Origin of the sequence: Flavobacterium frigoritolerans (genome assembly GCF_025847275.1) — a bacterium.
Lineage (GTDB): Bacteria > Bacteroidota > Bacteroidia > Flavobacteriales > Flavobacteriaceae > Flavobacterium > Flavobacterium frigoritolerans.
In genome coordinates this window covers 11,960-35,792 of record NZ_JAOZEV010000009.1, presented here as the reverse complement: position 1 = coordinate 35,792, position 23,833 = coordinate 11,960, and the positions used below count along the sequence as shown (strand labels likewise).

Here is a 23,833-nt window from a genome sequence, read left to right as displayed (position 1 = left end):
TTTTACGAAAATGTTCAAAATATTCATACAAAGACCTGTACTGGCTACTGTTATCTCCATTTTATTGGTGATATTGGGTGTACTTGGACTTACAAAACTACCCTTACAACAGTTTCCCGATATTGCACCGCCATCGGTTTTGGTAACAGCAGTATATCCGGGCGCAAGTGCCGAAACAGTCTTACGTTCGGTAGCACCATCACTAGAAGAATCTATAAATGGTGTGGAGAACATGACTTATATGAGCTCTACAGCTAGTAATGATGGTACGCTAGCCATTACCATTTTCTTTAAATTGGGTACAGATGCCGATCAAGCAGCGGTTAACGTTCAAAACAGAGTTTCTCAAGCAACAAGTCAATTGCCAACAGAGGTAGTTCAGCAAGGGGTAACTACCGCAAAACAACAAAATAGCTTCATTATGGGTATTGGTTTATATACCGAAGACGAAGCAAAATATGACCAGACATTCATTGCCAATTATGCACAAATCAATATTATTCCTGAAATAAAACGTATTCCGGGAGTAGGTTCAGCAAGTATATTTGGTGGTGTAAGAGATTACTCGATGCGTGTATGGTTAAACCCTACACAAATGGCAACTTATCAGGTTACTCCAAACGAGGTAATGAAGGCAATTCAAGATAAAAGTTTGGAAGCCGCACCAGGGAAATTTGGAGAACGTAGTAAAGAAGTTTTCGAATACGTTATCAAGTACAAAGGTAAATTAACAAAACCTGAAGAATATGAAAAAATAGCTATACGCGCTAATGCCGATGGATCAATACTTCGTTTAAAAGACGTAGCAAGAGTTGAACTTGGAGCTTATTCATATAATAGTTTAACTCGTTTAAATGGTAAAAAAGGAGTTGTAATAGGTATCATACAGTTAGCAGGATCTAATTCTAATGAAATTCAGGTAGCAATTAACAAGCTGATGGAAAAATCGGCTAAAAGCTTCCCTGCAGGAATAAAACAAAATGTATTCTATAGTACAAAAGTTTCATTAGACCAATCAATAGATCAGGTAAAACACACTTTGGTAGAAGCCTTCATATTAGTATTTATCGTAGTATTTATATTCCTGCAAGATTTTAGATCAACATTAATTCCTGCAATTGCAGTTCCAGTTGCTATTCTGGGTACATTTTTCTTCATGCAGCTATTCGGGTTTTCGATAAATCTGTTAACATTATTTGCCTTAATCCTTGCAATTGGTATTGTCGTCGATGATGCAATTGTCGTCGTCGAGGCGGTGCATGCTAAAATGGAACACAAGAATTTATCGCCAAAAGCAGCCACAAATGAAGCGATGCATGAAATTACAGGAGCAATTATTTCTATTACCTTAGTAATGGCTGCCGTTTTCTTGCCCGTAGGTTTTATGGAAGGTTCTACAGGAGTTTTCTATCGTCAGTTTGCCTTTACTTTGGCAATTGCAATTCTAATTTCGGCAGTTAATGCACTAACTTTAAGTCCAGCGCTTGCTGCTTTATTCTTAAAAAATAATCATGCAGCAACGCATGCAGCTGATCCAGAAACAAAAAAAGGATTTAAAGAAAAATTCTTTATAGGATTCAATAAAAGCTTCAATTCATTAACCAACCGTTATGTTGGAAGTTTAAGATTCTTAATCCGTAATAAATGGGTTAGTCTAGGTGGATTAGCAGTGATAACTGCAGCAACTATCTTAATGGTAAAAACAACTCCTGCTGGGTTTATACCTACAGAAGATCAAGGATTTATTGCAATTGCAGTTAATACACCATCAGGAACATCACTAGATGGAACTCAAAAAGTAATGACTGAGGCAGAGAACACTTTAAGAGGATTAGATGCATCACGATTTGTAACAGCAATTTCAGGTTTTAACTTGTTAACGAACTCAACAAGTCCATCATCAGCCGTTATTTTTGTTTTGCTTAAACCAAATGAAGAGCGTGGAGCAATCAAGAATATTGATCAAATCATGGCCGACGTACAAGGAAAATTAGGTGCCATTTCAAAAGGTAGTTTCTTTGTATTCAGTTTCCCAACCGTACCTGGATTCAGTAACGTTGAAGCGCTGGATTTGGTATTGCAAGATAAAACTGGAGGTAAACTAGATAAATTTAGCGGAATCTCACAAACCTTTATTGGAGAGTTGATGAAACGACCAGAAATTGCAGTAGCCTTTACCACCTTTAAAGCCGATTATCCACAATTGCAATTGGATATTGATGACGAAAAAGCAGACCAATTGGGCGTGAATGTAAAAGACATTCTACAAACAATGCAGGCTTATTTTGGTAGTGCACAAGCATCCGATTTTAATCGATTTGGTAAATATTATAGAGTTGTTGTACAAGCAGATATTGCAGATAGAGCGGAACCATCATCAATAAATAACGTTTTTGTAAAAAACAAAAATGGCGGAATGGTTCCAATCAATACTTTGGTAAAACTAACTCGTATATATGGATCCGAAACGGCTTCGAGATATAACTTGTTCAACTCAATTTCAATTAATGCCATTCCTAAACCAGGATTTAGTTCAGGAGATGCCATTAAAGCAATTGAAGAAGTTGCTGCACAACAATTGCCAGCAGGATATAGCTATGAATTTTCAGGACAAACACGTGAAGAGATTTCTTCGGGAGGGCAATCAACAACAATTTTCCTTCTCTGTCTTATATTCATTTACTTCCTACTTGCTGCCCAATACGAAAGTTACATCTTGCCTTTGGCTGTAATTTTGTCAATCCCAGTTGGAGTATTTGGAGTATTTATAGCGATTGGATTAACTGGTATCGAAAATAATATTTACGTACAAGTAGCTCTGGTCATGCTTATAGGATTACTAGCCAAGAATGCAATTCTTATTGTCGAATTTGCTTCACAGCGAAGAAAAGCAGGAAAATCATTAGTGGCATCATCAATAGAAGCTGCCAAACTAAGACTACGACCAATTATCATGACATCATTAGCATTTGTCGTGGGAATAATACCGATGATGAGCGCTACAGGTCCATCTGCAAAAGGAAACCACTCTATAAGTATTGGTGCTGCAGGCGGAATGATCTCGGGAGTAATTCTTGGGGTATTAATCATCCCAGTGCTATTTATCGTATTCCAACATTTACAAGAAAAGGTTTCTGGAAAATCATTAGCCGTAATTCATAACGAAGAAAAATAAAAAATGGAAAATTATATAACATCAGTTCTGATAACAGTTTTTGTTGTCTTTACATTAATATCCTGGAAAGTTTCAAAAGTACTTGAAGCGCCAGAAGATAAATGTCAAAAAAATTAATGATACCATATAAAATGAAAAATTATATAACAAAAACTGTTGTGGTACTGTTACTCATCACAACATTCATATCCTGTAAAGTTTCTAAGGATATTGAAGTTCCAAAAGATGCATTTCCTGATAATTTCAGGGGTGCATCCGCTTCAAGCGATACTACAACTACTGCTAATATGGAATGGAAAACTTTCTTTACAGAGAAAGACATCGTAAAACTGATAGACAATGCCATTACAAAAAACAATGATTTGCAAATCGCAACCAAAAATATTGAAATTGCACAATATCAATTAACGCAGGCAAAATGGGGAAATATTCCCGAAGTAAATGCTTTTGTAAACGGAAGTATCAATAATCCATCTAAAAATAGTTTTAACGGACATAATCTGAATCAATCTTTAAATAAAAGTCATATTGAAGATTATTCGGCAGGAATAGGACTATCTTGGGAGGCAGATATTTGGGGTAAAATTCGCAGCCAGAAAAAAGAAGCCTATGCAGGATATCTTCAGTCAGAAGAAGTAAAAAAAGCATTGCAAACGACTATAGTTTCTAATGTTTCCAAAGGCTATTACAATCTTTTGATGCTAGATTCTCAATTAGAGATTGCCAAAAAGAACCTGAAATTAAATGATAGTACCACCTTCATCATCAAATTAAAATACGATGCAGGTCAAGTAACATCATTAGCCATTCAGCAATCAGAAGCGCAAAAACTAATTGCAGCACAATTAATCCCATTGTTAGAACAAAACATAGCAATACAGGAAAATGCATTAAGCGTATTAACAGGTTCATTTCCTAGTTCAAAAGAAAGAACAATTACACTTAATTCAATCGAATTAAAACAAAATTTAGCCGCTGGAATTCCATCATCATTAGTAAGACAAAGACCAGATGTAAAAAGCGCCGAATTAGCGTTGGTTAAAGCAAATGCTACCGTTGGAATTACAAAAGCAAATTTATACCCTTCACTTAAAATTACAGCAAGCGGAGGTTTAAATTCTTTCGAAACCAGTAACTGGTTTAATATCCCAGCTTCTTTATTCGGAACTGCACTTGGCGGATTAACACAGCCTTTGTTAAACAGTAAAAGAATAAGAACACAGTATAATATTGCTAAAGCCGAAAGAGAAAAAGCAGTATTAAACTTCAGACAATCGGTACTCATTGCCGTTAGCGAAGTATCAGATGCTTTAGTAAAAATAGAAAAACTTGAAAAACAACAATACTTTCTTAAAGAACGTGTAAAAACATTGCAACAAGCAGTAACCAACTCAAATATGCTATTCAAAAACGGAATGGCAGATTATCTTGAAGTCATTACAGCTCAAGCGAATATATTACAAAGCGAGTTGGAACTAGCCAACATCAAACGCGAACAATTAACCGCCAATACCGAGTTATATCGAGCACTCGGTGGAGGATGGAAATAATACCTGTTACCCGTTAATTATTTATTTTTTGAGATGACGCTGTAAGACTTAGGTTTTGCAGCGTTTTTTTGTTGACATGGCACACAGATAAAACGGATCCACTTTCGCATACATTTAGGTACAAGCCATTTTATTTCCTTATTTTTGATAAGTCGAAAAAACTACAAAATGACATTCAATAAAGATAAATACAGCAACGATTTAAAATTAAAGCTTCAAAGCTATGCTCCTATTACAGATGCATCTTTGAAATTGATAGAAAATATCGTTGAATTTCAACTCTTAAAAAAAGGAGAAATACTATTACGAAATGGACAAGTTGCCAAAGAAATTTACTTTATCTGCAAAGGCGCATTAAGAGCTTACATCACCGATAAGGAAGGAAATATTTATAATAAGAATATTTTTCTTGAAGGCTATTTTGCAGGTTCAACAGTTTCATTATTACAGCAAACATCTTCTGATTTTACAATCGAAGCACTAGAAGACTCAACTCTTATTGCTATTAACTACAAGAAATACAGAGAACTAATTAACCAAAACGATGATTTAAAAAACTATTATATTGCTTACCTCGAAAAAAACTGGGTAATCGAAAAAGAGCAAAGAGAGATCTCAATCGTTATGGAAAATGCTACCGAAAGATATCTCGATTTATTAGCAAAGCATCCAGATATTTTGCATAGAATCCCCCTACTCCATATTGCATCTCATTTAGGAATTACTCCAACACAGTTGAGCAGAATAAGGAAAAGTCTAGATAAAAATACCTAAATCAACATAAGTAAAGGTTTAGATAAAATACCAGACTTATCTTTGACTTATATTCTTATAATTTTATTGAAAATGGAAAAAAACACAAATCGTATTACTGACAATATTAACAATCTTACCCGTTTATGGAAAACAGTAGGAGCTCCTTTTCAATCCTATCATAAAAATAATACTTTCGAATATTGCAAAATAGAAAATTCAGGTTGGCCAAATAAGTTATGGTTTAGTGAGGATGTTAATCTAAATAGTGCCAAAACTGCGATCGAATTTCTTGAATCCAATCCAACTTTAGTAATTCCGTATTGGGATATTTACGGAACAAATTCTAATGAAATTTTCGAAACCAAAGGTTTGGTAAAAAAAACCGAACAAGTAGCAATGGCATTAAAACTAGATAAACCATTTGAGCTACAAAACACTCTAGAATTTAAACGTATTTGGAAAGATGAAGATGCAAAAATCTGGTCTGATTTATATCCAAATGCATTTGGTTATGTAATTAGCAAAGAAATTCTAATACATAATTACAACGAAGTGCAATTTCATTTAGTTACTTACCAAAACCAGCCAATCGGTACTTTTATGTTGTTTCAAACCGAAAATAATATCGGAATTCATGGCGTGGGCGTAATCCCCGAAATGAGAAGAAAAGGCTTTGCTGAAGAAATCATGAAGTATGCTCTCAACCTTGCTTTAGATTTAAATGCCGAATATGCCTTATTACAAGCATCTGTAATGGGAAAAGGCATCTACACTAAACTTGGCTTTGAAGACTTGTTTATTATAAAAAACTACATTTTAAAAAATGAGTGATATTTTAAACCATTAAGAGAATTAACCGCAAAGCACGCAAGGTTTTAAATGGTTAAACTTTATCATCTTCATTTCAGTTTTTGTCAGGCTGAGCAGAGTCGAAGCCCCACACAACTCTTCCACTCCGCTCAGAGAGACAAGTTTTGGGGTTACTTAATTTTCCTTAATCCATTAATTACAAAAACCTTAATTATTTTTACTCTCAATTTTTGTCAGGCTGAGCGGAGTCGAAGTCCCACACAACTCTTCCACTCCGCTCAGAGAGACAAGTTTTGGGTTACTTAATTTCCCTTAATCCATTAATTACAAAAACCTTAATTATTTTTACTCTCAATTTTTGTCAGGCTGAGCGGAGTCGAAGCCCCACACAACTCTTCGACTCCGCTCAGAGAGACAAGTTTTGGGTTACTTAATTTCCCTTAATCCATTAATTACAAAAACCTTAATTATTTTTACTCTCAATTTTTGTCAGGCTGAGCGGAGTCGAAGCCCCACACAACTCTTCGACTCCGCTCAGAGAGACAAGTTTTGGGGTTACTTAATATCCCTTAATACCTTAATGGTAAAAAACACATAAAAAAGCGATTGTCTTATACGCCCCTAAAATAGTCGTAAATGCGTATTTAACATAAAAACAATATTCGTAATTTCGTTAAGTAATTAGTAATCAACCAAAAAAACTAACAAAAATGAAATCAACAAAAATTATTTTCTGGATAACAACCATTATCATTTTCCTATTTGAAGGAGTTATGCCAGCACTAACATCTCAAACCGAACTAGCAAAAGAAGGAATAAGACATTTAGGTTATCCTGAGTATTTCGGAAATGCATTAGTAGTTTTTAAAATTTTAGGTGTACTAGTATTAGTAATCCCATCAATTCCTAATCGTGTAAAAGAATGGGCTTATGCAGGTTTTGCTTTCGACTTTATATTTGCATCCATAAGTCATTTTGCTGTTGACGGAGCAGGTTTTCAAGCAATTTTCCCTTTGATTTTTTTGGTGATTTTGATAATCTCATATATCAATTACCACAAACTATTAAGTTACAAGAGCCTTTAGCTTTAAATTAGAAAACATGATAGAAGTTTTCAAAACAAATGTTCAAGAAGTGGAGCAGTCGAAAATGATTGTTGCAAAACTTCTTGAGCATTTCCCAAATGGCAGTATTAACTTTGACTTAGAGGATTGTGATAAAATTCTGCGAGTACTTGATTTGAAAATTTCAAATAAAAAAATAATCGAACTGCTTAATTCCTATGGCTATCATTGTGAAGTACTTGCATAACAAAAATTCTGCATAAAATATTGATTTTTAAATATTTAAACATTAAATATTGTAATTTTATTCTATTATTAATCAAAATATTGAAAAATGGAAGTCCCAACAACACATCAAACTGTAATGCCCTATTTAATGCTAAATGGAGCCTTAAAATTTATAGACTTTACAAAAAATGTTTTTGATGCAGAACTTATAACAAGTATGCATAAATTACATGAAGATGGAGAAACAGTAAGACACTCAGAGATTACAATTGGTGGTAGTACTATAATGTTTACTGATGCTACCAAAGATTGGAAACCTCAAACAGCAAACTTATTTATATATGTTGACAATGCCGATGAAACCTATAAAAAAGCTCTAGCTTCTGGCGCCTCAACATTAATGGAATTAAGTAATCAGGATTATGGTAGAACCTGTGGTGTAACCGACCCATTTGGTAATGTATGGTGGATAACATCATCTGTAAATAGGTAATAAACATAACCTTAAAATTAATCCATAAAATGAAAACAAGACTTCAAAAAAAAATCACTGATACATTTGAACAGCTTTATAAAATACTTTCCTCCTTTTCTGATAAAGAGCTAAATACAGTTCCTTATGAAGGAAGTTGGACAGCAGGACAAGTTATACAGCACCTCATCTTAGCAAGTTCAGGTTATCCCGAAATGTGTAGCGGTCCTACTGAAAAAACCACTCGAAAACCCGATGAAAAAGTAAAAGATATCGAAGCTCTTTTTCTAAACTTTGCCATAAAAATGCAATCTCCGGAATTCATAAAACCATTGGATAAAAAATACGACAAAAATTCGTTAACTTTATCTCTTCAAAAAATAGAGAAAGAATTATTACACGTATCCGAAACTTATGATTTAACGCTAACTTGTCTTGAGTCTGAAATTCCTTCATTTGGAAAATTTACAATTTATGAATGGATTAATTTCTCCCTTATTCATATACAAAGACATATCAAACAATTAAATATAATTTTTGAAAATGTGACTAAAAAATAAAAAAGCATTTATATGAAATCAAAAGTTGGAACGGTATTATTATCAGGTTTAATTGCAGGCACGCTGGATATCATTACCCCTATTCTTATTTATGCCGTTATATTACAAAAAACTACTGCTCTTAAAATTCTACAATCTATTGCTAGTGGTATTTTTAAACAAGATGCCTATTCGGGTGATCCAAAAATGGCGTTCTACGGACTCCTATTTCATTTTATAATTGCTACTATCTTCGCTTTATTCTATTTCAAAATTTATCCATACATTACTTTTTTAAAAAATAATACCATAATCTCAGGAGTACTATATGGTATTTTTGTTTGGATTATAATGAACCTGGTTGTTCTTCCAATTGTATTCCCAATTCTACCTGCAAAAAATTTAGATTTTCCGTTACTATTATCAATCCTAATACTGATTTTTTGTATCGGGATTCCTATTGCATACATTACAAAGAAATATTATAATAAGTAATTCAAATAATCATGGCAAACGAACTAACAGTTAACAATACTATCGAGATAAATGCTCCTGCTGATAAAGTATGGGATGCATTGACAAATCCTGAAAAAACAAAAGTTTATATGTTTGGTTGCGAAGCGTTGTCTGATTGGGAAGTGGGAAGCGAACTTCTTTGGCAAGCCAATTATGAAGGTCAGGACTTGATTTTTGTAAAAGGACATATTGTGAGCATTGAACCAAATAAAAAGCTTATTTATTCTACTTTTGATCCAAACTCAACTATTCCGGACATTCCAGATAATTATCTAAATGTAACGTATGAATTGGCCGATAATAATGGGAAAACCGTTCTTAATGTTTCTCAAGGCGATTACTCAACAGTGGCAGATGGACAGAGAAGATATTCTGAAGCTTTAAATAATGGAGAAGGCTGGAATCCGATTTTGGAAGAAATAAAAAAACTAGTAGAAGAAAATTAAATGAGTCCAATATTTTTTAAAAATCAATTTGAATTTAGAAAATGGTTAACCCAAAATCACCTACTCGAAACCGAATTATTAGTTGGTTTTCATAAAATAAATACCAATAAACCTAGCATGACATGGTCACAATCTGTAGATGAAGCACTATGTTTTGGATGGATTGATGGCGTACGCAGGTCAATAGACAAGGATAGTTACTCTATACGTTTTACACCTAGAAAAGCGACAAGTATTTGGAGCGCTATAAATATCAAGAAGGTCGAAGATTTAACCAAACTAGGATTAATGCAACCCGCAGGTATTACTAGTTTTAAATTACGAAAAGAAGACAAATCTAGAATTTATACACACGAAATCGAAGAAGTACACTTTTCTGATGAATTTGAGAAAATATTTAAAGCCAACGAAAAAGCTTGGGATTACTTTCAATCACTCGCTCCTTCTTATAAAAAAGTTTCAAAAAATTGGGTGATGAGTGCTAAACAAGAAACTACAAGAATAAAACGCCTAAACGAACTTATTGCTGATAGCATGGAATCCAAAAATAAATGGAAATAGTAAGTTTTGATTTAGGGCAAGCCTGCAAAAAATGAACACATAGAAACATAAATTGTTTTAGGTAAAAGAAGACAAAAAGAAATATATTTCTTTCACATAGACAGCTATGCTAATTTTAAATAAGTGGAACGAACGCCTTTTTTTAATTTATAAAATCTATGTTTCTATGTGTTCATAATAATCACACCCAACGAATTAGATTTATGATTTTAATTCATTATTCTTTTCTTTATTTTTGATTAAATTTAAAACCATAAGACTACTAAATGATTGACATAAAAACTTTTGACAAGACAATTGGTTTAGAGAAACCGAGACGAATTTTAAAATATGTTTTAATCTTTTGTACATCGGGTTCGGTAACTATTTCTGTAGATGAAAATGAATTTGTGTTAACAGAAAATACTGTTCTTACCATCACTTCAGGGCAAATTCATTATTTTAAAAACATCGATAATGCAAAAGGAATTGTTCTTGAATTTACTTATGATTATTTCTGTAAAAATGATAATGACATCGAATTAATCTTTCATAATGGTTTGTTTTGTCACTTTGCAATGAACGAAGTTATTCCGGTGGACAATAGTGAATCCATACTACAAGAATTACAATTAATCGAAAAGGAATTAACAGAAACTCCTTATCAATATCTAATTTCTACACACAGCCGAATTGAGTTAATTTTAATTGAGATAAATCGTTCTAAAATAAATCGTGGTGACGAAATTTATAAACCCGATGCCTTATTCCTTGCCTTTCTGGAAACGATACTTAAAAACTTCGAGAAAAATCTATCTGTAAACGATATTGCCTCATTACTTGGTACTACAGAATCAAAACTAAATGAACTCTCGAAACTTCATACCAACAAAACGGCACAGCATGTAATTTTCGGACTAATCATTTCTGAAGCTAAACGTCTTTTTACCTACGAGAAATTATCAGTAAAAGAAGTTGCTTATATGTTAGGCTTCAACGATCCTTTTTACTTCTCTAATTTTTTCAAAAAACACACCAATATTGCTCCAAAATCATATAAAGAAAAGGTCATGATCGAATAGTACATGCTTTTTCCAATATTCTCTATTCTTTAGCGAATAACCATATTGCACCTTTGTCCTGATTAACAATTACTAATATTTAAGTAAATGAAAAAACATCAGGACACAGCAACACTACTATTGCGTATTTCGCTCGGAATTGGCTTTTTATCGGCAGTTTTTAGCCGTTTAGGTTTATGGGGAGAATATTCTTCGGGCTGGCAAAACTTTGTAACCTATACTGAAAAAGTAAACTCTTTTGCTCCAAAAAATAGTATCCCCATTATTGCAATACTAAGTACCATCTTAGAAACCCTATTGGCATTAATGCTTTTGGCAGGTTACAAAACCCGATTGGCGGCAACTGGAGCAGCAATCCTAACATTATTGTTTGCATTAGCGATGGCTTATTCTTTTGGCATCAAAGATCCATTAGATTATTCGGTATTAGTATTTGCCTCAGCTGCATTTCTTTTAGCTACGATGCCTCAATATCGTTGGAGCATTGACGAAATACTTCTTAAAAACATAGATCAACTCTAATTTAAACTATTCACAAAATGAAAAAGCAAATCACAAAAAGCAACGAAATAAACTGGAAACCGCTAGTAGAAGAAGGCATAAAAACAGATGGTGTTTATGTAAAAGTTCTTCGCTTTGACAATGCTACACAAAGACCACCAACTTTTTTATTAAAATTTGATCCAGGTGCCTCCTACCCTAATCATTCTCATCCGGCTGGAGAAGAAATATATATTTTGGAAGGTGATATCCGTTTTGGCGCAGACCAATTAAATAGTGGTGATTATTTGTATATGCCCCCAGGAAGTACCCATTCGGCATTTTCAAAAAATGGATGTACCATGTTATTCGTTGTACCAGAAGAAGTTGTAATATTAAAATAAGTAACTAAAAACAAAACCTTCAAAATGATTTATTTTGAAGGTTTTTCTTTGTTCTAAAATCTTAACGTATTGATAAATAAAATTTTAGAAACTACAGTTTTGATTACCTTTAAAAAAAACTAACTCACATGGAAGCACAATCCTATAAAAATCATGTTCGGTATTATCCGCCTCATCATTTTGTATATTATCCTGTCATAACAATTTTACTTATTATTAGTATCTATTTTTCATTTACATCAAATGATACAGCAATCTGGATTTTTATTAGCCTAATTTTTGTAGTTTTATTTGGATTGGCATTCATGCTACGCCAACATTATGCATTAACATTACAAAACCGAATTGTAAAGCTAGAACTTAGATATAGGTATTTATCGTTAACAGGGGAAAGACTTGAACTTATTGAAGACCAATTAAGTGATGAACAAATATTTGCATTACGATTTAGCCCAGATAAAGAACTCCTTATACTAATCGAAAAAACATTGGATGAAAATCTATCTGGAAATTCAATCAAAAAATCTATTACCGATTGGAAGGGCGATTACGAAAGAGTATAATTTATTACACTAAACCCTTAATGCATAGAAACATAGTTTAATAATTCTAAAAAAGGCATTTCACTCAAAATAAATCGCATAGCGCTATGTGGAAAAATCATGATTTTATGAAAATATCTTAAATCATAATTTTAAAGCTATGTTTCTATGTGTTAAATACTTTTACGAATTATAACCAATACAATTATTTAAAGAAAAACTTTATTCTTCAATCGATCCGATAGTTCTCTTTTATAAGTAATTCCGATAGGTAATCGTTCTTTTTTTATTACAACAAAATCCTTGTCAGTTGCTTCTATTTTATCCAAAGCAACAATATATGATTTATGAATGCGCATAAACCCCAATTCAGGAAGACATTTTTCAAATTCGCTAGTTGTAATAGATGCCAGATAAGTTCTTTTGGTAGTATGTAATTTTACGTAATTCCCAAAACTTTGCGCAAACAAAAAAGTATCAAGTTCTAGTTCTATAAAATGTCCATCGACTTTTACACTTACTGAATTTGCAACAGTTCCGGTAACCTTGTTTGGAATATTTTCGACATAAAAAAAACGGTCAATTGCTTTTAAAAACCTAGGAAAATAAATAGGCTTTAATAAATAATCGATAACGCCATAATCATAACTTTCTAAAGCAAATTCGGAGTAAGCAGTAGTCAAGATTGTTTTTGGTGGCATCGGAATAATTTTCAATAATTCTATTCCGGTTATTTCGGGCATATTAATGTCAAGAAACATCAAATCAACTTTATTCTCTCTAAGATAATTCATAGCTTCAATGCCATTATAGCATTGAAAAACTAAATCTAGCTGTGGATTTTGTTTAATATAATTCACCAAAACGTAATGCGCAGCAGGCTCATCATCAACAATAATACATTTTTTTGGCTCTTTCATTTTATACAAGCTTCTTGAGTTGCAATTTTAAATCTACGATATACGTATTATTATCATCCTGAATATCTAATTTATATTCTTTGCCATAAATTAGATTCAATCTTTCAATAGTATTTTTCAATCCAATTTTTGTCGAAACTACATTAGTTTTTTTGGTTGGTATCGAATTAATAACATGAAGATGCAGTAACCCATTTTCGACTGTGATAAAAATACGAACAAAGCAGTTTTCGATTGCACAAGTTCCGTGTTTAAATGCATTTTCTATAAAAGCAATTAATAACATTGGTGAAACTTTATAGGCATTTTCATTATCGATTTTGCAATCATACGTAATATCACAGCGATACCCTACTCGTTCTTTTTCTAATTGAATATAGCTATTAATAAACGAAAGCTCTTCTTCTAATGATACACATTGTTTATTATTACTCTCTAATTGATAACGCATTAATTGGGACACTTTCATGATTAAATCGGGTGTCCGATCAGGAAATTCTAAACTAATTCCGTAAAGCGTATTAAAAGTATTAAATAAAAAGTGAGGGTTTAATTGTCCTTTAAGCGCATTAAGCTGCATCTGATTAAACAACAATGTTTCGTCTGTTTGCTTTTTATGAATTCTGTAGAATTTAAAAACAATTATAGGACTCAATATACATACCAATGTCCCTAATACACTTGCTAATTGGAAGGCGTAACTTCGTTGATGAGAATTTTGATACAAACGACATTTGTTAAACATACCCAAAGTCGTTATTTCGTATAAAACAACCGAAAATAGGAATACTCCCAAAAGAGTCAAGAATATATATGTTAATGGTCTTTGTTTATTAAATAAAATAGGAAGTATAAAAAAACGGTTAAATTGGGCATGCATGTATAAAATCAAATAAAAAAAAACGCCCATTAATATAGATGCCACAGAACTAAATAACATCCAATCGTTTTTTAACGTGTAAATTGTAAACGAAAAGACAATAACTGCAATTTCTTGCCACCATTTGTTATCCAATACCTTACTGATTTTTTTATTCATTTTTAATACTTAAATAGTTTACAAATTAACCACTTTTTTTTAGTTTTTATAGCCAATAAATGACCAATTCAATTCGTCATTTACTATTGCATTACATCATTTAACAAAGGCTATTTCCGATCAAGTAAAATATTTTTGTTTCATAATTTCTTACTTAGAGTTTTATGTATTTCAAAAAAATTACGCTATTATTTTTATTGTTTTCCGTTTCGGCATCCTTTGCCCAAACACTATCTTTAAAAGATGCTATTAAAATAGGTCTTGAAAATTATGGTAGTGTTAAAGCAAAAAGCAATTATGCCAATGCCTCCAAAGAAACGCTCAAACAAGCAAACCGGGATTATTTGCCCAATTTAAATTTATCGGCACAACAAGACTATGGAACCATAAATGGCCAAAATGGTGCATTATACGGTTTTAATGGTTTAGGAACTGCTTCTTCTGGTCCTGCATTGCCTGAACAAAACTGGAACGCTTCGTTTGGAGCATTGTATCTGGTTAACATGAATTGGGATTTTTTTACTTTCGGAAAAATCAAACAAAAAATCAATCTTGCCAAAGTTGAAGTTAAAAGTCGTGAAAATGATTTGCAACAAGAGAAATTTCAACAGGAAATCAAAATCTCTGCTGCTTATCTTAATTTGCTGGCAAGCCAACGTTTATTAATTTCTCAGCAAAAAAACTTAACACGCGCTGTAGTTTTCAAGAATACAGCTGTAGCAAGAGTCAAAAACGGATTATTGGCTGGCGTAGATTCTACATTGGCTACAGCCGAAGTATCACGTGCAAAAATTGCCTTAAACCAAGCCAAAGATTTTGTAAAAGAACAAAATAGCAAACTGGTTATTTTAATGGGAGTTCCTACTCAGGATTTTGTTCCAGATACCTTATTTGTGAGTCAGATTCCTAGAGAAATGATACACCCTTCAGTATCTAACGATAGTTTACATCCAGCACTTCAATACTACAAAACCAAAATTGATTACAGCAACCAACAACTTAAATTATACAAACGAAGCTATTACCCAACAATGAGTATGTTTGGCGTTTTACAAACAAGAGCATCGGGATTTAACTCCGATTATGCAACTGACCAAACAGCTTTCAATCGAAATTACATAGATGGTATTAGTCCTGACCGAACCAATTATTTGGTAGGAATTGGTATTAGCTGGAATCTTACAACACCATTTAGAGTGAGTAAACAAGTAAGTGCTCAGAAATTTATTTCGCAAGGATTACAAGATGAATACAACCAGATTGATACCGAGCTTAAAGCGCAATTGAGTCTTGCTGATGCGAAAATTAAAATCACGATGGATAATTATGCCGAAGCACCTATTCAGGTTAATGCAGCTGCTCAGGCTTATTTACAAAAATCAACTTTATACAAAAACGGATTAACCACATTAACCGATATTACTCAAACGCTATATACGCTTAATCGTGCCGAAATAGACCGCGATATTGTCAATAATAATGTTTGGCAATCTTTCTTACTCAAGGCTGCTGCCACAGGTAATTTTGACTTATTTATAAATGAATTTTAATTATAGATCCTAATGAATTTAATACGTTTTGCACTTCGCAAACCCATTTCCATACTGGTTATGGTTGCAGGTTTATTCTTCTTCGGAATTGGTGCCATCAAGGACATCAAGGTAGATATACTTCCGAAAATGAATTTGCCAGTTATTTATATCGCACATCCATTTGGTGGTTACACACCCGATCAGATGGAAGCTTATTTTGCTAAGACTTATGTCAATATTTTGCCTTTTGCCAATGGTGTAAAATCGGTAGAAACTAAGAATATTCAGGGGTTAATGATTATGAAATTAACCTATTACGAAAACACAAATATGGCGCAGGCTGCTGCCGAATTGAGTTCGCTTTCAAACAGAATTCAAGCGGCATTTCCTCCCGGAACACAACCGCCATTTATCATTCGTTTTGATGCTTCGTCATTACCAATCGGACAATTGGTTTTGAGTAGTAAAACACGCTCCAACAATGAATTACAGGATTTAGCCAATGTGTATGTACGTGCCTCATTTACTTCGATTCCAGGTTTATTATCTCCTGCACCCTTTGGCGGAAGCCCAAGAACAATCGAGGTTAATGTAGATCCAGATTTGCTGCGTTCGCATAGTATGACTCCCGATCAGATTGTTGAAGCCATTCGTATAAACAACCAAACGGCTCCATCTGGAAATGTGAGAATAGACGATAAAAATTATATTACGCCAACCAATAATACGATTAAAGAAGTTAAAGATTTTGAGAACATTCCGTTGTTTAAAGGAAGTGTTCAAAACTTAAAATTAGGTGATGTTGCCACCGTAAAAGATGGTGCCGATATTACGGCAGGTTATGCCTTGGTAAACGGAAAACGTTCGGTTTATATTAGTATTGCCAAAGCAGGAGATGCTTCGACTTGGGATGTGGTTCAGAAATTAAAATCCGAACTGCCTAAAATACAAAGTACCTTACCCGAAGATGTAAAATTATCATACGAGTTTGACCAATCGGTTTATGTAATCAATTCGGTTAAGAGTTTAATTACCGAAGGAATCATTGGCGCTGTATTAACAGGATTAATGGTTTTACTATTCCTTGGCGACAAACGTGCTGCTTTAATCGTAATCCTAACCATTCCTATTTCGATTATCGCGGGCGTTTTATTCTTGAAATTATTCGGACAAACCATCAACTTAATGTCATTAAGCGGATTGGCTCTTGCCATTGGAATTCTGGTAGATGAAAGTACGGTTACAATCGAAAACATTCACCAGCATCTCGATATGGGAAAACCCAAGGCACTCGCCATTTGGGATGCCTGTCAGGAAATTGCACTGCCTAAATTATTGATTCTGCTTTGTATTCTTGCCGTATTTGCACCAGCATTTACCATGGTCGGAATTCCGGGAGCATTATTCTTACCATTAGCATTAGCGATTGGATTCTCGATGGTTATTTCGTTTTTGCTATCACAAACTTTTGTGCCTGTTATGGCAAACTGGTTAATGAAAGCGCACCCAAAACACGCACACGCACCAGGAATTACAGATGACGAAGCCGAATTTAATGATTGCGGATTAACACCTGAGTCAGAAAAAGATTTGATTACTCAGAAAAAAGCAATGGTCGAAAGAGACGATTTTAACAATGATGGAAAAATAAGTCATTTTGAGAAATTCAGAATCCGATTTATGAAAACATTAGATCGACTGTTTCCGCATAAAAAAGGAGTTACTCTCGCCTATCTTTTCGGAATTACTTTCTTGGCAATTGTACTGATTACCTTTATCGGAAAAGATGTTTTCCCAAAAGTAAACTCAAGCCAGTTTCAGTTAAGAATGCGCGCTCCCGATGGAACTCGTTTAGAGCGTACCGAAGAAAAGGCGATTTTAGTACTAAAAGAATTAAACAAAATGGTTGGCAAGGAACATATCGGGATTTCCTCAGTATATGTAGGACAACACCCGGCATTGTACTCTATTAACCCCATTTATTTATTCATGGCAGGTTCGCATGAAGCAGTTTTTCAGGTGAGTTTAAAAGAGTATCATACCGATATGGATGATTTTAAAGACGAATTTAGGGCTAGAATCAAAAAGATTCTTCCTGATGTAAAGCTTTCTTTTGAACCTATCGAACTAACCGATAAAGTTTTAAGTCAAGGTTCGCCTACTCCTATTGAAGTACGAATTGCAGGAAAAGACAAAAAAAGAAATGAGCTTTACGCCAACCAAATAGTCGAAAAACTAAAGAAGATATCTTATTTCAGAGATGTGCAAATTGGACAGCCGATTCATTATCCTGCAATGAATATCGATATTGACAGAACTCGTGCTGCCGAACTAGGCGTAGATATGAATGATATTTCGAGATCACTTGTAGCTTCGACCTCTTCATCCAGATATACTGAAAAAAATATGTGGGTAGATGAAAGAGCTGGATTATCGTATAACGTACAGGTTCAGGTTCCGTTGAATCAAATGAAAAGCAAAACCGATATAGGAGAAATTCCAGTACTAAAAAATTCGCTTCGTCCAGTTTTAAGCGATGTTGCCAAAATTACACCCGGTTTTGTTAGTGGCGAAAATGACAACTTAGGTGCGATGCCTTACATTACTGTTACTGCAAACATTAGCCAAACCGATTTAGGAACGGCAGTAAAAGATGTAGAGGCAACCATAAATTCATTAGGAGAGTTACCTCGTGGATTGTTCATTACCCCAATAGGTATGAGTAAAGTATTGGTAGAAACATTAAGCAGTTTGCAAGTAGGTTTATTGGTTGCTATTTTTGTAATCTTCCTGATGTTGGCGGCAAATTTCCAATCGTTCAAAGTATCGTTGGTCATCTTAACAACAGTTCCCGCAGTAGTACTAGGAGCTTTATTAATGCTAACAATAACAGGTTCGACCTTAAACTTACAATCGTATATGGGAATCATTATGTCGGTTGGGGTTTCTATCGCCAATGCAGTTTTATTGGTTACCAATGCCGAACAATTACGCAAACACAATGGCAACGCATTAGAGTCGGCTCGTGAGGCTGCTGCATTGCGTCTCCGCCCTATCATCATGACATCAGTCGCGATGATTGCCGGAATGTTACCTATGGCAATTGGTCATGGCGAAGGAGGCGATCAGGTATCACCATTAGGACGTGCTGTTATCGGAGGATTATTCTTTTCGACCTTTACAGTACTATTAATTTTACCACTAATTTTTGCGTGGGCGCAAGAAAAAGCAACAACACAATCGGTTTCTTTAGATCCCGAAGACGAAGAAAGCATTCATTATATATCCTCATTAAATCCAAAAAATGCAAAATAAAATAATACAATCGACCATGCTATTATTCATAGCAGTAAGTTTATTAAGCAGCTGCAACTCGAGCAAAAAAGAAGAAGCTATTGCTGAAGTAGAACCTAAAACGGAAACCTTTCTTTTGCAAAAAGAAAAGTTTACAACCGAACTAAGAATGCCAGCAGAATTATCTGGTTTTCAACAAGTAGATTTATATGCTAAAGTAAGCAGCTTTGTAAAATTACTTAAAGTAGATATTGGTTCGAAAGTAACCAAAGGACAACTTTTAATCGTATTAGAAGCACCCGAAATTAGTTCGCAACTTGCAGCAGCCGAGTCGAGATTAAAATCGATGGAAGCTATTTATAATACAAGCAAAAGCACCTACAACCGCCTTTATGAAACCAGTAAAGTTGAAGGAACAATTTCTAAAAATGACTTAGAAATGGCAAACGGAAAAAAGAATTCTGATTATGCGCAATACCAAGCCGCCGTTGCAGCACATAAAGAAGTCGCGATTATGAGAGGATATCTGGAAATTCGCGCGCCTTTTAACGGAATCGTTACAGCAAGAAATGTCAATTTGGGCGCTTATGTTGGTCCATCTGGTAAAGGATCTGATTTGCCATTATTAACCATTCAGGAACAAACCAAATTACGTCTTGCAGTTTCTATCCCAGAACTATATACAGGATATTTAAAACAAGGTGACGAAATGAGTTTTAATGTAAAATCATCACCTGATACTTTTAAAGCCAAAATCCAACGTATGTCGGGAGCATTAGATTTAAAACTGCGCTCAGAACGTGTTGAAATGGATGTGAACAATACCAACGGAAATTTATTACCTGGAATGGTAGCCGAAGTTTTGCTTCCGCTAAATGCAAAAGACAGTACATTTGTAGCGCCTAAAACTGCCGTTGTAAGTTCTGCCGAAGGTGTGTATGTTATAAAAGTTGTAAACCATAAAGCCACAAGAATCAACGTAAAAAAAGGTAGAGAAATCGATGATAAAATTGAAATCTTTGGTAACTTAAATACCAACGACAAACTGATAAAACTTGCCAACGAAGAAATTAAAGAAGGCGATGCTGTTAAGGAATAACTAGCCTTCTTTTTATAGTTTACAAGAACTGTACGCAATTTTTAAATTCCGCATTTTAAAATCTGGTTTTAGAATGCAAATTAAATTTTGCCTTAAAGGGCGATACTTTATTTAGTATCGTCCTTTTTATGTTTAAAAGTTACATAGAGATTCACAAAGATTAATACTAAAAGTTTGAATAGCCTCCTGCTTTAGCTGGAGGGATTTTATATAGCAAGAACCAAGGCTTTAGCCGAATATGTACATTTTGGCTAAAGCCTTTTTTATTATTCTATTCTAAACCTCCAGCTAAAGCAGGAGGCAATTGAAAAAACTGTTGAAGCTTTTCCTAAATATCGACTAAAAAAGTTAAAAAAGAAACTTCTCTATTAATTCTAAGCATTATGAAAATGAGTTAAATCCGATTGCAATGAATTAGCAAAACTGAATAATTTGGACTTATCTCTTTATATGTAATAAAATTTAATGCAAAAAGGCAATACCTAACTTAAAAAAGTCAAGTACTGCCTTTCCATAATAATTAAATTATTTATTCCGAAGTACAATGTATAATTCCTTGTTTAAAACTAGCTAAATTAATAGAATAATATGATGTAAAAATTAACACCCAACCAATAAATACTAATAGTAAACTGGAAAAATCTTTATTTGAAAATTCTAGATATTGGCAAAAAAAAACAAAAAACACCATAGCAACAAAATTATAAATGATTGCTTTTTTTAAACTCATTATAATTCCTCCAGTTAAAAAATTCCAATTTACTAGTTCGTCACTAATGATTACTTTTTGAGAATTAGATAAATCAATAATTACATTTTGAGAAAGATTAAGGTTTGTTGTAATAATTTTATCTTTTACTGTATATGTGTAATCATATTTTTCTAGAAATCTTATTACTTTGTTATATTCCATAAATTTTATTTTTCTAGTTTATTATAAGGCTTCATTAACAAAAAGCGAAGTTACACAACCTGCAATTATAGAAAGAGGTCCACTATATACAAACATAAGTGCTCCCATTCCGTCAGCAATAATTGCTTTAGATCTTAACTTTCAATTCGTTTTTTTACTATTTCCAAAAGTTCTTCTTTCGTCATAAAAGTATTTAAGAAATCTTCTAGATTTCCTTCATTAGAAACTTCTCTAAAAAATACTTCGTGATCGGTACCAAATAATGTGGGATTCTCAGGATTTGGATCTGTTAAGCATATATAGTAATTATCGGGAAAACCATAACTAGAAAAAAGGTAAATAAAATCTGGAGCAGGATCATTCGTTACTTTAGTTATTTCGCTTAGATCAATATCGTCATCTATAAACTCATCATTCCATTCCTCATAGTCTTCTGTTCCATCTTTAAAAGGCGTAAAAGGCTGCCCTTCCCAAAACATCTGCCCATAACCTTCTATCGTTAATCGATAATATTTTTCGATTATTTTATCATAAAAAGCTTTTGGGTCTTTTTTAAAAAGTTCTTGATTTTCAGTAATGAACTCAGCGATACCATAAATTGGTTCTGAATCCTCTGCTTTTTCCCATGGAGTATCAATTGGTCTTCGATAGAGAACGGTATCAAAAGTAATTGACAAAATATCGCTATGCGAAGACAATCCTTTTACTTTACTTATGTTTCCCCCTAATTGTTGAATTCTATCTAAAATTTCCTTTTTCATTTATGTTATTTTTTCCAGACAAATTCTGGTAATTCATATTCAAAAGTGTTCTAATCAAAAATAGAAAATTATAATATTCAAAAAATAAAATCCTTACTTATTCTTTATTTTTATTCGTTTACCAAAAGATTATTGGTTTTGATTAGTAATAAAACTTAAAATTTTCTTTTTGATTTTGAATATATGTAGTCAACTACGTATATTTGCATATAAATTATTTTTTGACAGCATAAAATCAATAAAATGGAGACTAATTCAAATCACACTTTGACCAATATAATCAAGACAGAATTAATTAATGATAAAGATCAAATAGATCTTGCTTTCTTTATCCGCAGACAAGTTTTTGTAGAGGAGCAACATGTTTCTGTAGAACGCGAATCTATGGATGATAACGAATCGGTTCATTATTTAGCTACTTACAATGACTTACCAGCTGGTGCGGCCCGATATAGAAAAACCGAAAAAGGAACTAAAATAGAACGCATCGCTGTATTAAAAAACTACAGAGGAAAAGGTATTGGCGAAGCACTATTGCTTAAAATCTTGGATGATGTAAAATTAGAAGAAAAGATATACTTACATGCTCAGGTTGTTGCTAAACAATTTTACATCAAAAATGGTTTTAAAGTAACCGACAATTATTTTGTAGATGCAGGAATCGATCATGTCGAAATGGATTTCATTAAATAAATCTGATTTTCAGCTAAATACAAAGCCTTCAAAATAGCTCTTTTTGAAGGCTTTTTTAATTAAAATAGAAGTAAATTTGGGAGCGAATTATTTCGTCGAAAATAAACCCGAAAAATATATGTTATTTCTAATATTAAGTATTTTATGCAGTGTGAGTGTTGGTGTTTTATTTAAAATAGCACGAAAATACAATACCAGCAATACTCAAATCGTGGCTTACAATTATATTTTTGCCTTGTCACTTTGTTATCTGTCATTCAGCCCAGATATTACAGCAATTACAGCTGCTGCTCCTTGGAATCTTTATATCGTAATTGGAATTTTATTGCCTACTATATTTCTATTCTTGGCACTTTCTATAAAACATATGGGAATTGTAAAAACTGATGCTGCACAGCGCCTTTCGTTATTTATTCCTATTCTAGCTGCTTGGTTATTATTTAAAGAAGATTTTAATGTCCTTAAAATTATAGCGCTTTTAATAGCCTTACCTGCCTTATTACTTATCTTGAATAAACCCACTGGTAAAACAACCAATAAATGGATTTATCCTGCAGTTGTATTGTTAGGTTTTGGAGTAATCGATATTCTTTTTAAGCAAATTGCAACCTACACCGACCTTCCCTACACTACTTCTTTGTTTGCCATTTTTGCAATCTCAATGACTATAATGATTGTAGTTGTTATTTATGAAACTCTTTTTAAGAAAATAAAACTAACAGCAAATAATATCCTTTTTGGCGGATTGGTAGGTATTCTTAATTTTGGTAATATTCTCTTTTATCTAAAAGCACATAAAGAGTTTGCCGATAATCCATCGACAGTTTTTGCAGGAATGAACATGGGAGTTATCATTATAGGAAGTCTTATTGGTATTTTAATCTTTAAAGAAAAACAATCCAAGATGAATTACCTTGGTCTTTTCTTGGCCTTAATAGCAATTGTTTTAATTGTAATTTCTCAAAACAGCAAATAACA

24 protein-coding genes are annotated in these 23,833 nt (G+C 33.3%); 20 read left to right on the top strand and 4 right to left on the bottom strand.

Annotated features, from left to right (window positions below):
- The first annotated feature begins 10 nt into the window (after positions 1 to 10).
- The 15 genes from OIU80_RS12340 to OIU80_RS12270 all read left to right on the top strand — a co-directional run bounded on the left by OIU80_RS12340 (position 11) and on the right by OIU80_RS12270 (position 12,625).
- Positions 11 to 3,175 carry an efflux RND transporter permease subunit gene (locus OIU80_RS12340; RefSeq protein WP_264287310.1) on the top strand — a complete coding sequence of 1,055 codons (3,165 nt, stop codon included), beginning with the start codon at positions 11 to 13 and terminating at the stop codon, positions 3,173 to 3,175.
- Positions 3,176 to 3,306: 131 nt separating this feature from the next.
- Complete coding sequence (locus OIU80_RS12335) at positions 3,307 to 4,725, top strand: TolC family protein (RefSeq protein ID WP_264287309.1); 1,419 nt, start codon at positions 3,307 to 3,309, stop codon at positions 4,723 to 4,725.
- A gap of 168 nt (positions 4,726 to 4,893) precedes the next feature.
- On the top strand, positions 4,894 to 5,499 hold the full coding sequence (locus tag OIU80_RS12330) for a Crp/Fnr family transcriptional regulator (RefSeq protein WP_264287308.1): 606 nt from the start codon (positions 4,894 to 4,896) through the stop codon (positions 5,497 to 5,499).
- Between the two features lie 72 nt (positions 5,500 to 5,571).
- Positions 5,572 to 6,312, top strand: coding sequence for a GNAT family N-acetyltransferase (locus OIU80_RS12325; protein ID WP_264287307.1), 741 nt, complete (start codon positions 5,572 to 5,574; stop codon positions 6,310 to 6,312).
- 689 nt (positions 6,313 to 7,001) lie between these two features.
- Positions 7,002 to 7,376, top strand: a complete 375-nt coding sequence (locus OIU80_RS12320) for a DoxX family protein (RefSeq protein ID WP_264287306.1) — start codon at positions 7,002 to 7,004, stop codon at positions 7,374 to 7,376.
- Positions 7,377 to 7,392: 16 nt separating this feature from the next.
- Positions 7,393 to 7,602 carry a hypothetical protein gene (locus OIU80_RS12315; RefSeq protein ID WP_264287305.1) on the top strand — a complete coding sequence of 70 codons (210 nt, stop codon included), beginning with the start codon at positions 7,393 to 7,395 and terminating at the stop codon, positions 7,600 to 7,602.
- Between the two features lie 87 nt (positions 7,603 to 7,689).
- Positions 7,690 to 8,076 (top strand): VOC family protein, encoded by a 387-nt coding sequence (locus tag OIU80_RS12310; RefSeq protein ID WP_264287304.1) that lies wholly within the window; start codon positions 7,690 to 7,692, stop codon positions 8,074 to 8,076.
- A gap of 29 nt (positions 8,077 to 8,105) precedes the next feature.
- Positions 8,106 to 8,615 (top strand): DinB family protein, encoded by a 510-nt coding sequence (locus OIU80_RS12305; RefSeq protein ID WP_264287303.1) that lies wholly within the window; start codon positions 8,106 to 8,108, stop codon positions 8,613 to 8,615.
- Positions 8,616 to 8,627: 12 nt separating this feature from the next.
- Positions 8,628 to 9,089, top strand: a complete 462-nt coding sequence (locus OIU80_RS12300) for a DUF1440 domain-containing protein (RefSeq protein WP_264287302.1) — start codon at positions 8,628 to 8,630, stop codon at positions 9,087 to 9,089.
- Between the two features lie 11 nt (positions 9,090 to 9,100).
- Positions 9,101 to 9,556, top strand: a complete 456-nt coding sequence (locus OIU80_RS12295) for an SRPBCC domain-containing protein (RefSeq protein WP_264287301.1) — start codon at positions 9,101 to 9,103, stop codon at positions 9,554 to 9,556.
- A complete protein-coding gene (locus tag OIU80_RS12290) occupies positions 9,557 to 10,117 on the top strand; it encodes a YdeI/OmpD-associated family protein (RefSeq protein ID WP_264287300.1) in 561 nt (186 codons plus the stop codon).
- A 266-nt stretch (positions 10,118 to 10,383) separates the two neighbouring features.
- Entirely contained in the window at positions 10,384 to 11,178 is a 795-nt protein-coding gene (locus tag OIU80_RS12285; protein ID WP_264287299.1) for a helix-turn-helix domain-containing protein, read from the top strand.
- Positions 11,179 to 11,265: 87 nt separating this feature from the next.
- Positions 11,266 to 11,700 carry a DoxX family membrane protein gene (locus tag OIU80_RS12280; RefSeq protein WP_264287298.1) on the top strand — a complete coding sequence of 145 codons (435 nt, stop codon included), beginning with the start codon at positions 11,266 to 11,268 and terminating at the stop codon, positions 11,698 to 11,700.
- 17 nt (positions 11,701 to 11,717) lie between these two features.
- Positions 11,718 to 12,062, top strand: coding sequence for a cupin domain-containing protein (locus tag OIU80_RS12275; protein WP_264287297.1), 345 nt, complete (start codon positions 11,718 to 11,720; stop codon positions 12,060 to 12,062).
- 128 nt (positions 12,063 to 12,190) lie between these two features.
- A complete protein-coding gene (locus OIU80_RS12270) occupies positions 12,191 to 12,625 on the top strand; it encodes a DUF6526 family protein (RefSeq protein WP_264287296.1) in 435 nt (144 codons plus the stop codon).
- A gap of 188 nt (positions 12,626 to 12,813) precedes the next feature.
- Here the strand turns inward: OIU80_RS12270 and OIU80_RS12265 are convergent, their stop codons facing one another.
- Both OIU80_RS12265 and OIU80_RS12260 read right to left on the bottom strand, forming a co-directional pair.
- Positions 12,814 to 13,524: a LytR/AlgR family response regulator transcription factor gene (locus tag OIU80_RS12265; protein ID WP_264287295.1), complete on the bottom strand. Its 711-nt coding sequence runs from the start codon at positions 13,522 to 13,524 to the stop codon at positions 12,814 to 12,816.
- Position 13,525: 1 nt separating this feature from the next.
- Positions 13,526 to 14,563 (bottom strand): sensor histidine kinase, encoded by a 1,038-nt coding sequence (locus OIU80_RS12260; protein WP_264287294.1) that lies wholly within the window; start codon positions 14,561 to 14,563, stop codon positions 13,526 to 13,528.
- Between the two features lie 164 nt (positions 14,564 to 14,727).
- Here OIU80_RS12260 and OIU80_RS12255 point away from each other — a divergent pair, with 164 nt between their 5' ends.
- The 3 genes from OIU80_RS12255 to OIU80_RS12245 are packed head-to-tail and all read left to right on the top strand — an operon-like array spanning position 14,728 to position 20,488.
- Positions 14,728 to 16,113: a TolC family protein gene (locus tag OIU80_RS12255; RefSeq protein WP_264287293.1), complete on the top strand. Its 1,386-nt coding sequence runs from the start codon at positions 14,728 to 14,730 to the stop codon at positions 16,111 to 16,113.
- Between the two features lie 12 nt (positions 16,114 to 16,125).
- The gene (locus OIU80_RS12250) at positions 16,126 to 19,410 is read left to right on the top strand and encodes an efflux RND transporter permease subunit (protein WP_264287292.1); all 3,285 of its coding nucleotides are present in this window, start codon (positions 16,126 to 16,128) and stop codon (positions 19,408 to 19,410) included.
- The gene (locus tag OIU80_RS12245) at positions 19,400 to 20,488 is read left to right on the top strand and encodes an efflux RND transporter periplasmic adaptor subunit (RefSeq protein WP_264287291.1); all 1,089 of its coding nucleotides are present in this window, start codon (positions 19,400 to 19,402) and stop codon (positions 20,486 to 20,488) included. The genes OIU80_RS12250 and OIU80_RS12245 overlap by 11 nt, the downstream gene beginning before the upstream one ends.
- A gap of 529 nt (positions 20,489 to 21,017) precedes the next feature.
- Here OIU80_RS12245 and OIU80_RS12240 read toward each other — a convergent pair.
- Together OIU80_RS12240 and OIU80_RS12235 are read right to left on the bottom strand one after the other, a co-directional pair.
- Positions 21,018 to 21,401, bottom strand: a complete 384-nt coding sequence (locus OIU80_RS12240; RefSeq protein WP_264287290.1) for a hypothetical protein — start codon at positions 21,399 to 21,401, stop codon at positions 21,018 to 21,020.
- Between the two features lie 134 nt (positions 21,402 to 21,535).
- Positions 21,536 to 22,162, bottom strand: a complete 627-nt coding sequence (locus OIU80_RS12235; RefSeq protein ID WP_264287289.1) for a hypothetical protein — start codon at positions 22,160 to 22,162, stop codon at positions 21,536 to 21,538.
- A gap of 243 nt (positions 22,163 to 22,405) precedes the next feature.
- Between OIU80_RS12235 and OIU80_RS12230 the strand changes: the two genes are divergently transcribed.
- Together OIU80_RS12230 and OIU80_RS12225 are read left to right on the top strand one after the other, a co-directional pair.
- Positions 22,406 to 22,855: a GNAT family N-acetyltransferase gene (locus tag OIU80_RS12230; RefSeq protein WP_264287288.1), complete on the top strand. Its 450-nt coding sequence runs from the start codon at positions 22,406 to 22,408 to the stop codon at positions 22,853 to 22,855.
- Positions 22,856 to 22,973: 118 nt separating this feature from the next.
- Complete coding sequence (locus OIU80_RS12225; RefSeq protein WP_264287287.1) at positions 22,974 to 23,831, top strand: EamA/RhaT family transporter; 858 nt, start codon at positions 22,974 to 22,976, stop codon at positions 23,829 to 23,831.
- Positions 23,832 to 23,833: the final 2 nt, after the last annotated feature.

What these genes read in the sequence shown, in the direction of transcription:
- OIU80_RS12340 (WP_264287310.1), top strand. Translation starts at nt 11, where the DNA reads ATGTTCAAAATATTCATACAAAGACCTGTACTGGCTACTGTTATCTCC.
- OIU80_RS12335 (WP_264287309.1), top strand. Translation starts at nt 3,307, where the DNA reads ATGAAAAATTATATAACAAAAACTGTTGTGGTACTGTTACTCATCACA.
- OIU80_RS12330 (WP_264287308.1), top strand. Translation starts at nt 4,894, where the DNA reads ATGACATTCAATAAAGATAAATACAGCAACGATTTAAAATTAAAGCTT.
- OIU80_RS12325 (WP_264287307.1), top strand. Translation starts at nt 5,572, where the DNA reads ATGGAAAAAAACACAAATCGTATTACTGACAATATTAACAATCTTACC.
- OIU80_RS12320 (WP_264287306.1), top strand. Translation starts at nt 7,002, where the DNA reads ATGAAATCAACAAAAATTATTTTCTGGATAACAACCATTATCATTTTC.
- OIU80_RS12315 (WP_264287305.1), top strand. Translation starts at nt 7,393, where the DNA reads ATGATAGAAGTTTTCAAAACAAATGTTCAAGAAGTGGAGCAGTCGAAA.
- OIU80_RS12310 (WP_264287304.1), top strand. Translation starts at nt 7,690, where the DNA reads ATGGAAGTCCCAACAACACATCAAACTGTAATGCCCTATTTAATGCTA.
- OIU80_RS12305 (WP_264287303.1), top strand. Translation starts at nt 8,106, where the DNA reads ATGAAAACAAGACTTCAAAAAAAAATCACTGATACATTTGAACAGCTT.
- OIU80_RS12300 (WP_264287302.1), top strand. Translation starts at nt 8,628, where the DNA reads ATGAAATCAAAAGTTGGAACGGTATTATTATCAGGTTTAATTGCAGGC.
- OIU80_RS12295 (WP_264287301.1), top strand. Translation starts at nt 9,101, where the DNA reads ATGGCAAACGAACTAACAGTTAACAATACTATCGAGATAAATGCTCCT.
- OIU80_RS12290 (WP_264287300.1), top strand. Translation starts at nt 9,557, where the DNA reads ATGAGTCCAATATTTTTTAAAAATCAATTTGAATTTAGAAAATGGTTA.
- OIU80_RS12285 (WP_264287299.1), top strand. Translation starts at nt 10,384, where the DNA reads ATGATTGACATAAAAACTTTTGACAAGACAATTGGTTTAGAGAAACCG.
- OIU80_RS12280 (WP_264287298.1), top strand. Translation starts at nt 11,266, where the DNA reads ATGAAAAAACATCAGGACACAGCAACACTACTATTGCGTATTTCGCTC.
- OIU80_RS12275 (WP_264287297.1), top strand. Translation starts at nt 11,718, where the DNA reads ATGAAAAAGCAAATCACAAAAAGCAACGAAATAAACTGGAAACCGCTA.
- OIU80_RS12270 (WP_264287296.1), top strand. Translation starts at nt 12,191, where the DNA reads ATGGAAGCACAATCCTATAAAAATCATGTTCGGTATTATCCGCCTCAT.
- OIU80_RS12265 (WP_264287295.1), bottom strand. Translation starts at nt 13,524, where the DNA reads ATGAAAGAGCCAAAAAAATGTATTATTGTTGATGATGAGCCTGCTGCG.
- OIU80_RS12260 (WP_264287294.1), bottom strand. Translation starts at nt 14,563, where the DNA reads ATGAATAAAAAAATCAGTAAGGTATTGGATAACAAATGGTGGCAAGAA.
- OIU80_RS12255 (WP_264287293.1), top strand. Translation starts at nt 14,728, where the DNA reads ATGTATTTCAAAAAAATTACGCTATTATTTTTATTGTTTTCCGTTTCG.
- OIU80_RS12250 (WP_264287292.1), top strand. Translation starts at nt 16,126, where the DNA reads ATGAATTTAATACGTTTTGCACTTCGCAAACCCATTTCCATACTGGTT.
- OIU80_RS12245 (WP_264287291.1), top strand. Translation starts at nt 19,400, where the DNA reads ATGCAAAATAAAATAATACAATCGACCATGCTATTATTCATAGCAGTA.
- OIU80_RS12240 (WP_264287290.1), bottom strand. Translation starts at nt 21,401, where the DNA reads ATGGAATATAACAAAGTAATAAGATTTCTAGAAAAATATGATTACACA.
- OIU80_RS12235 (WP_264287289.1), bottom strand. Translation starts at nt 22,162, where the DNA reads ATGAAAAAGGAAATTTTAGATAGAATTCAACAATTAGGGGGAAACATA.
- OIU80_RS12230 (WP_264287288.1), top strand. Translation starts at nt 22,406, where the DNA reads ATGGAGACTAATTCAAATCACACTTTGACCAATATAATCAAGACAGAA.
- OIU80_RS12225 (WP_264287287.1), top strand. Translation starts at nt 22,974, where the DNA reads ATGTTATTTCTAATATTAAGTATTTTATGCAGTGTGAGTGTTGGTGTT.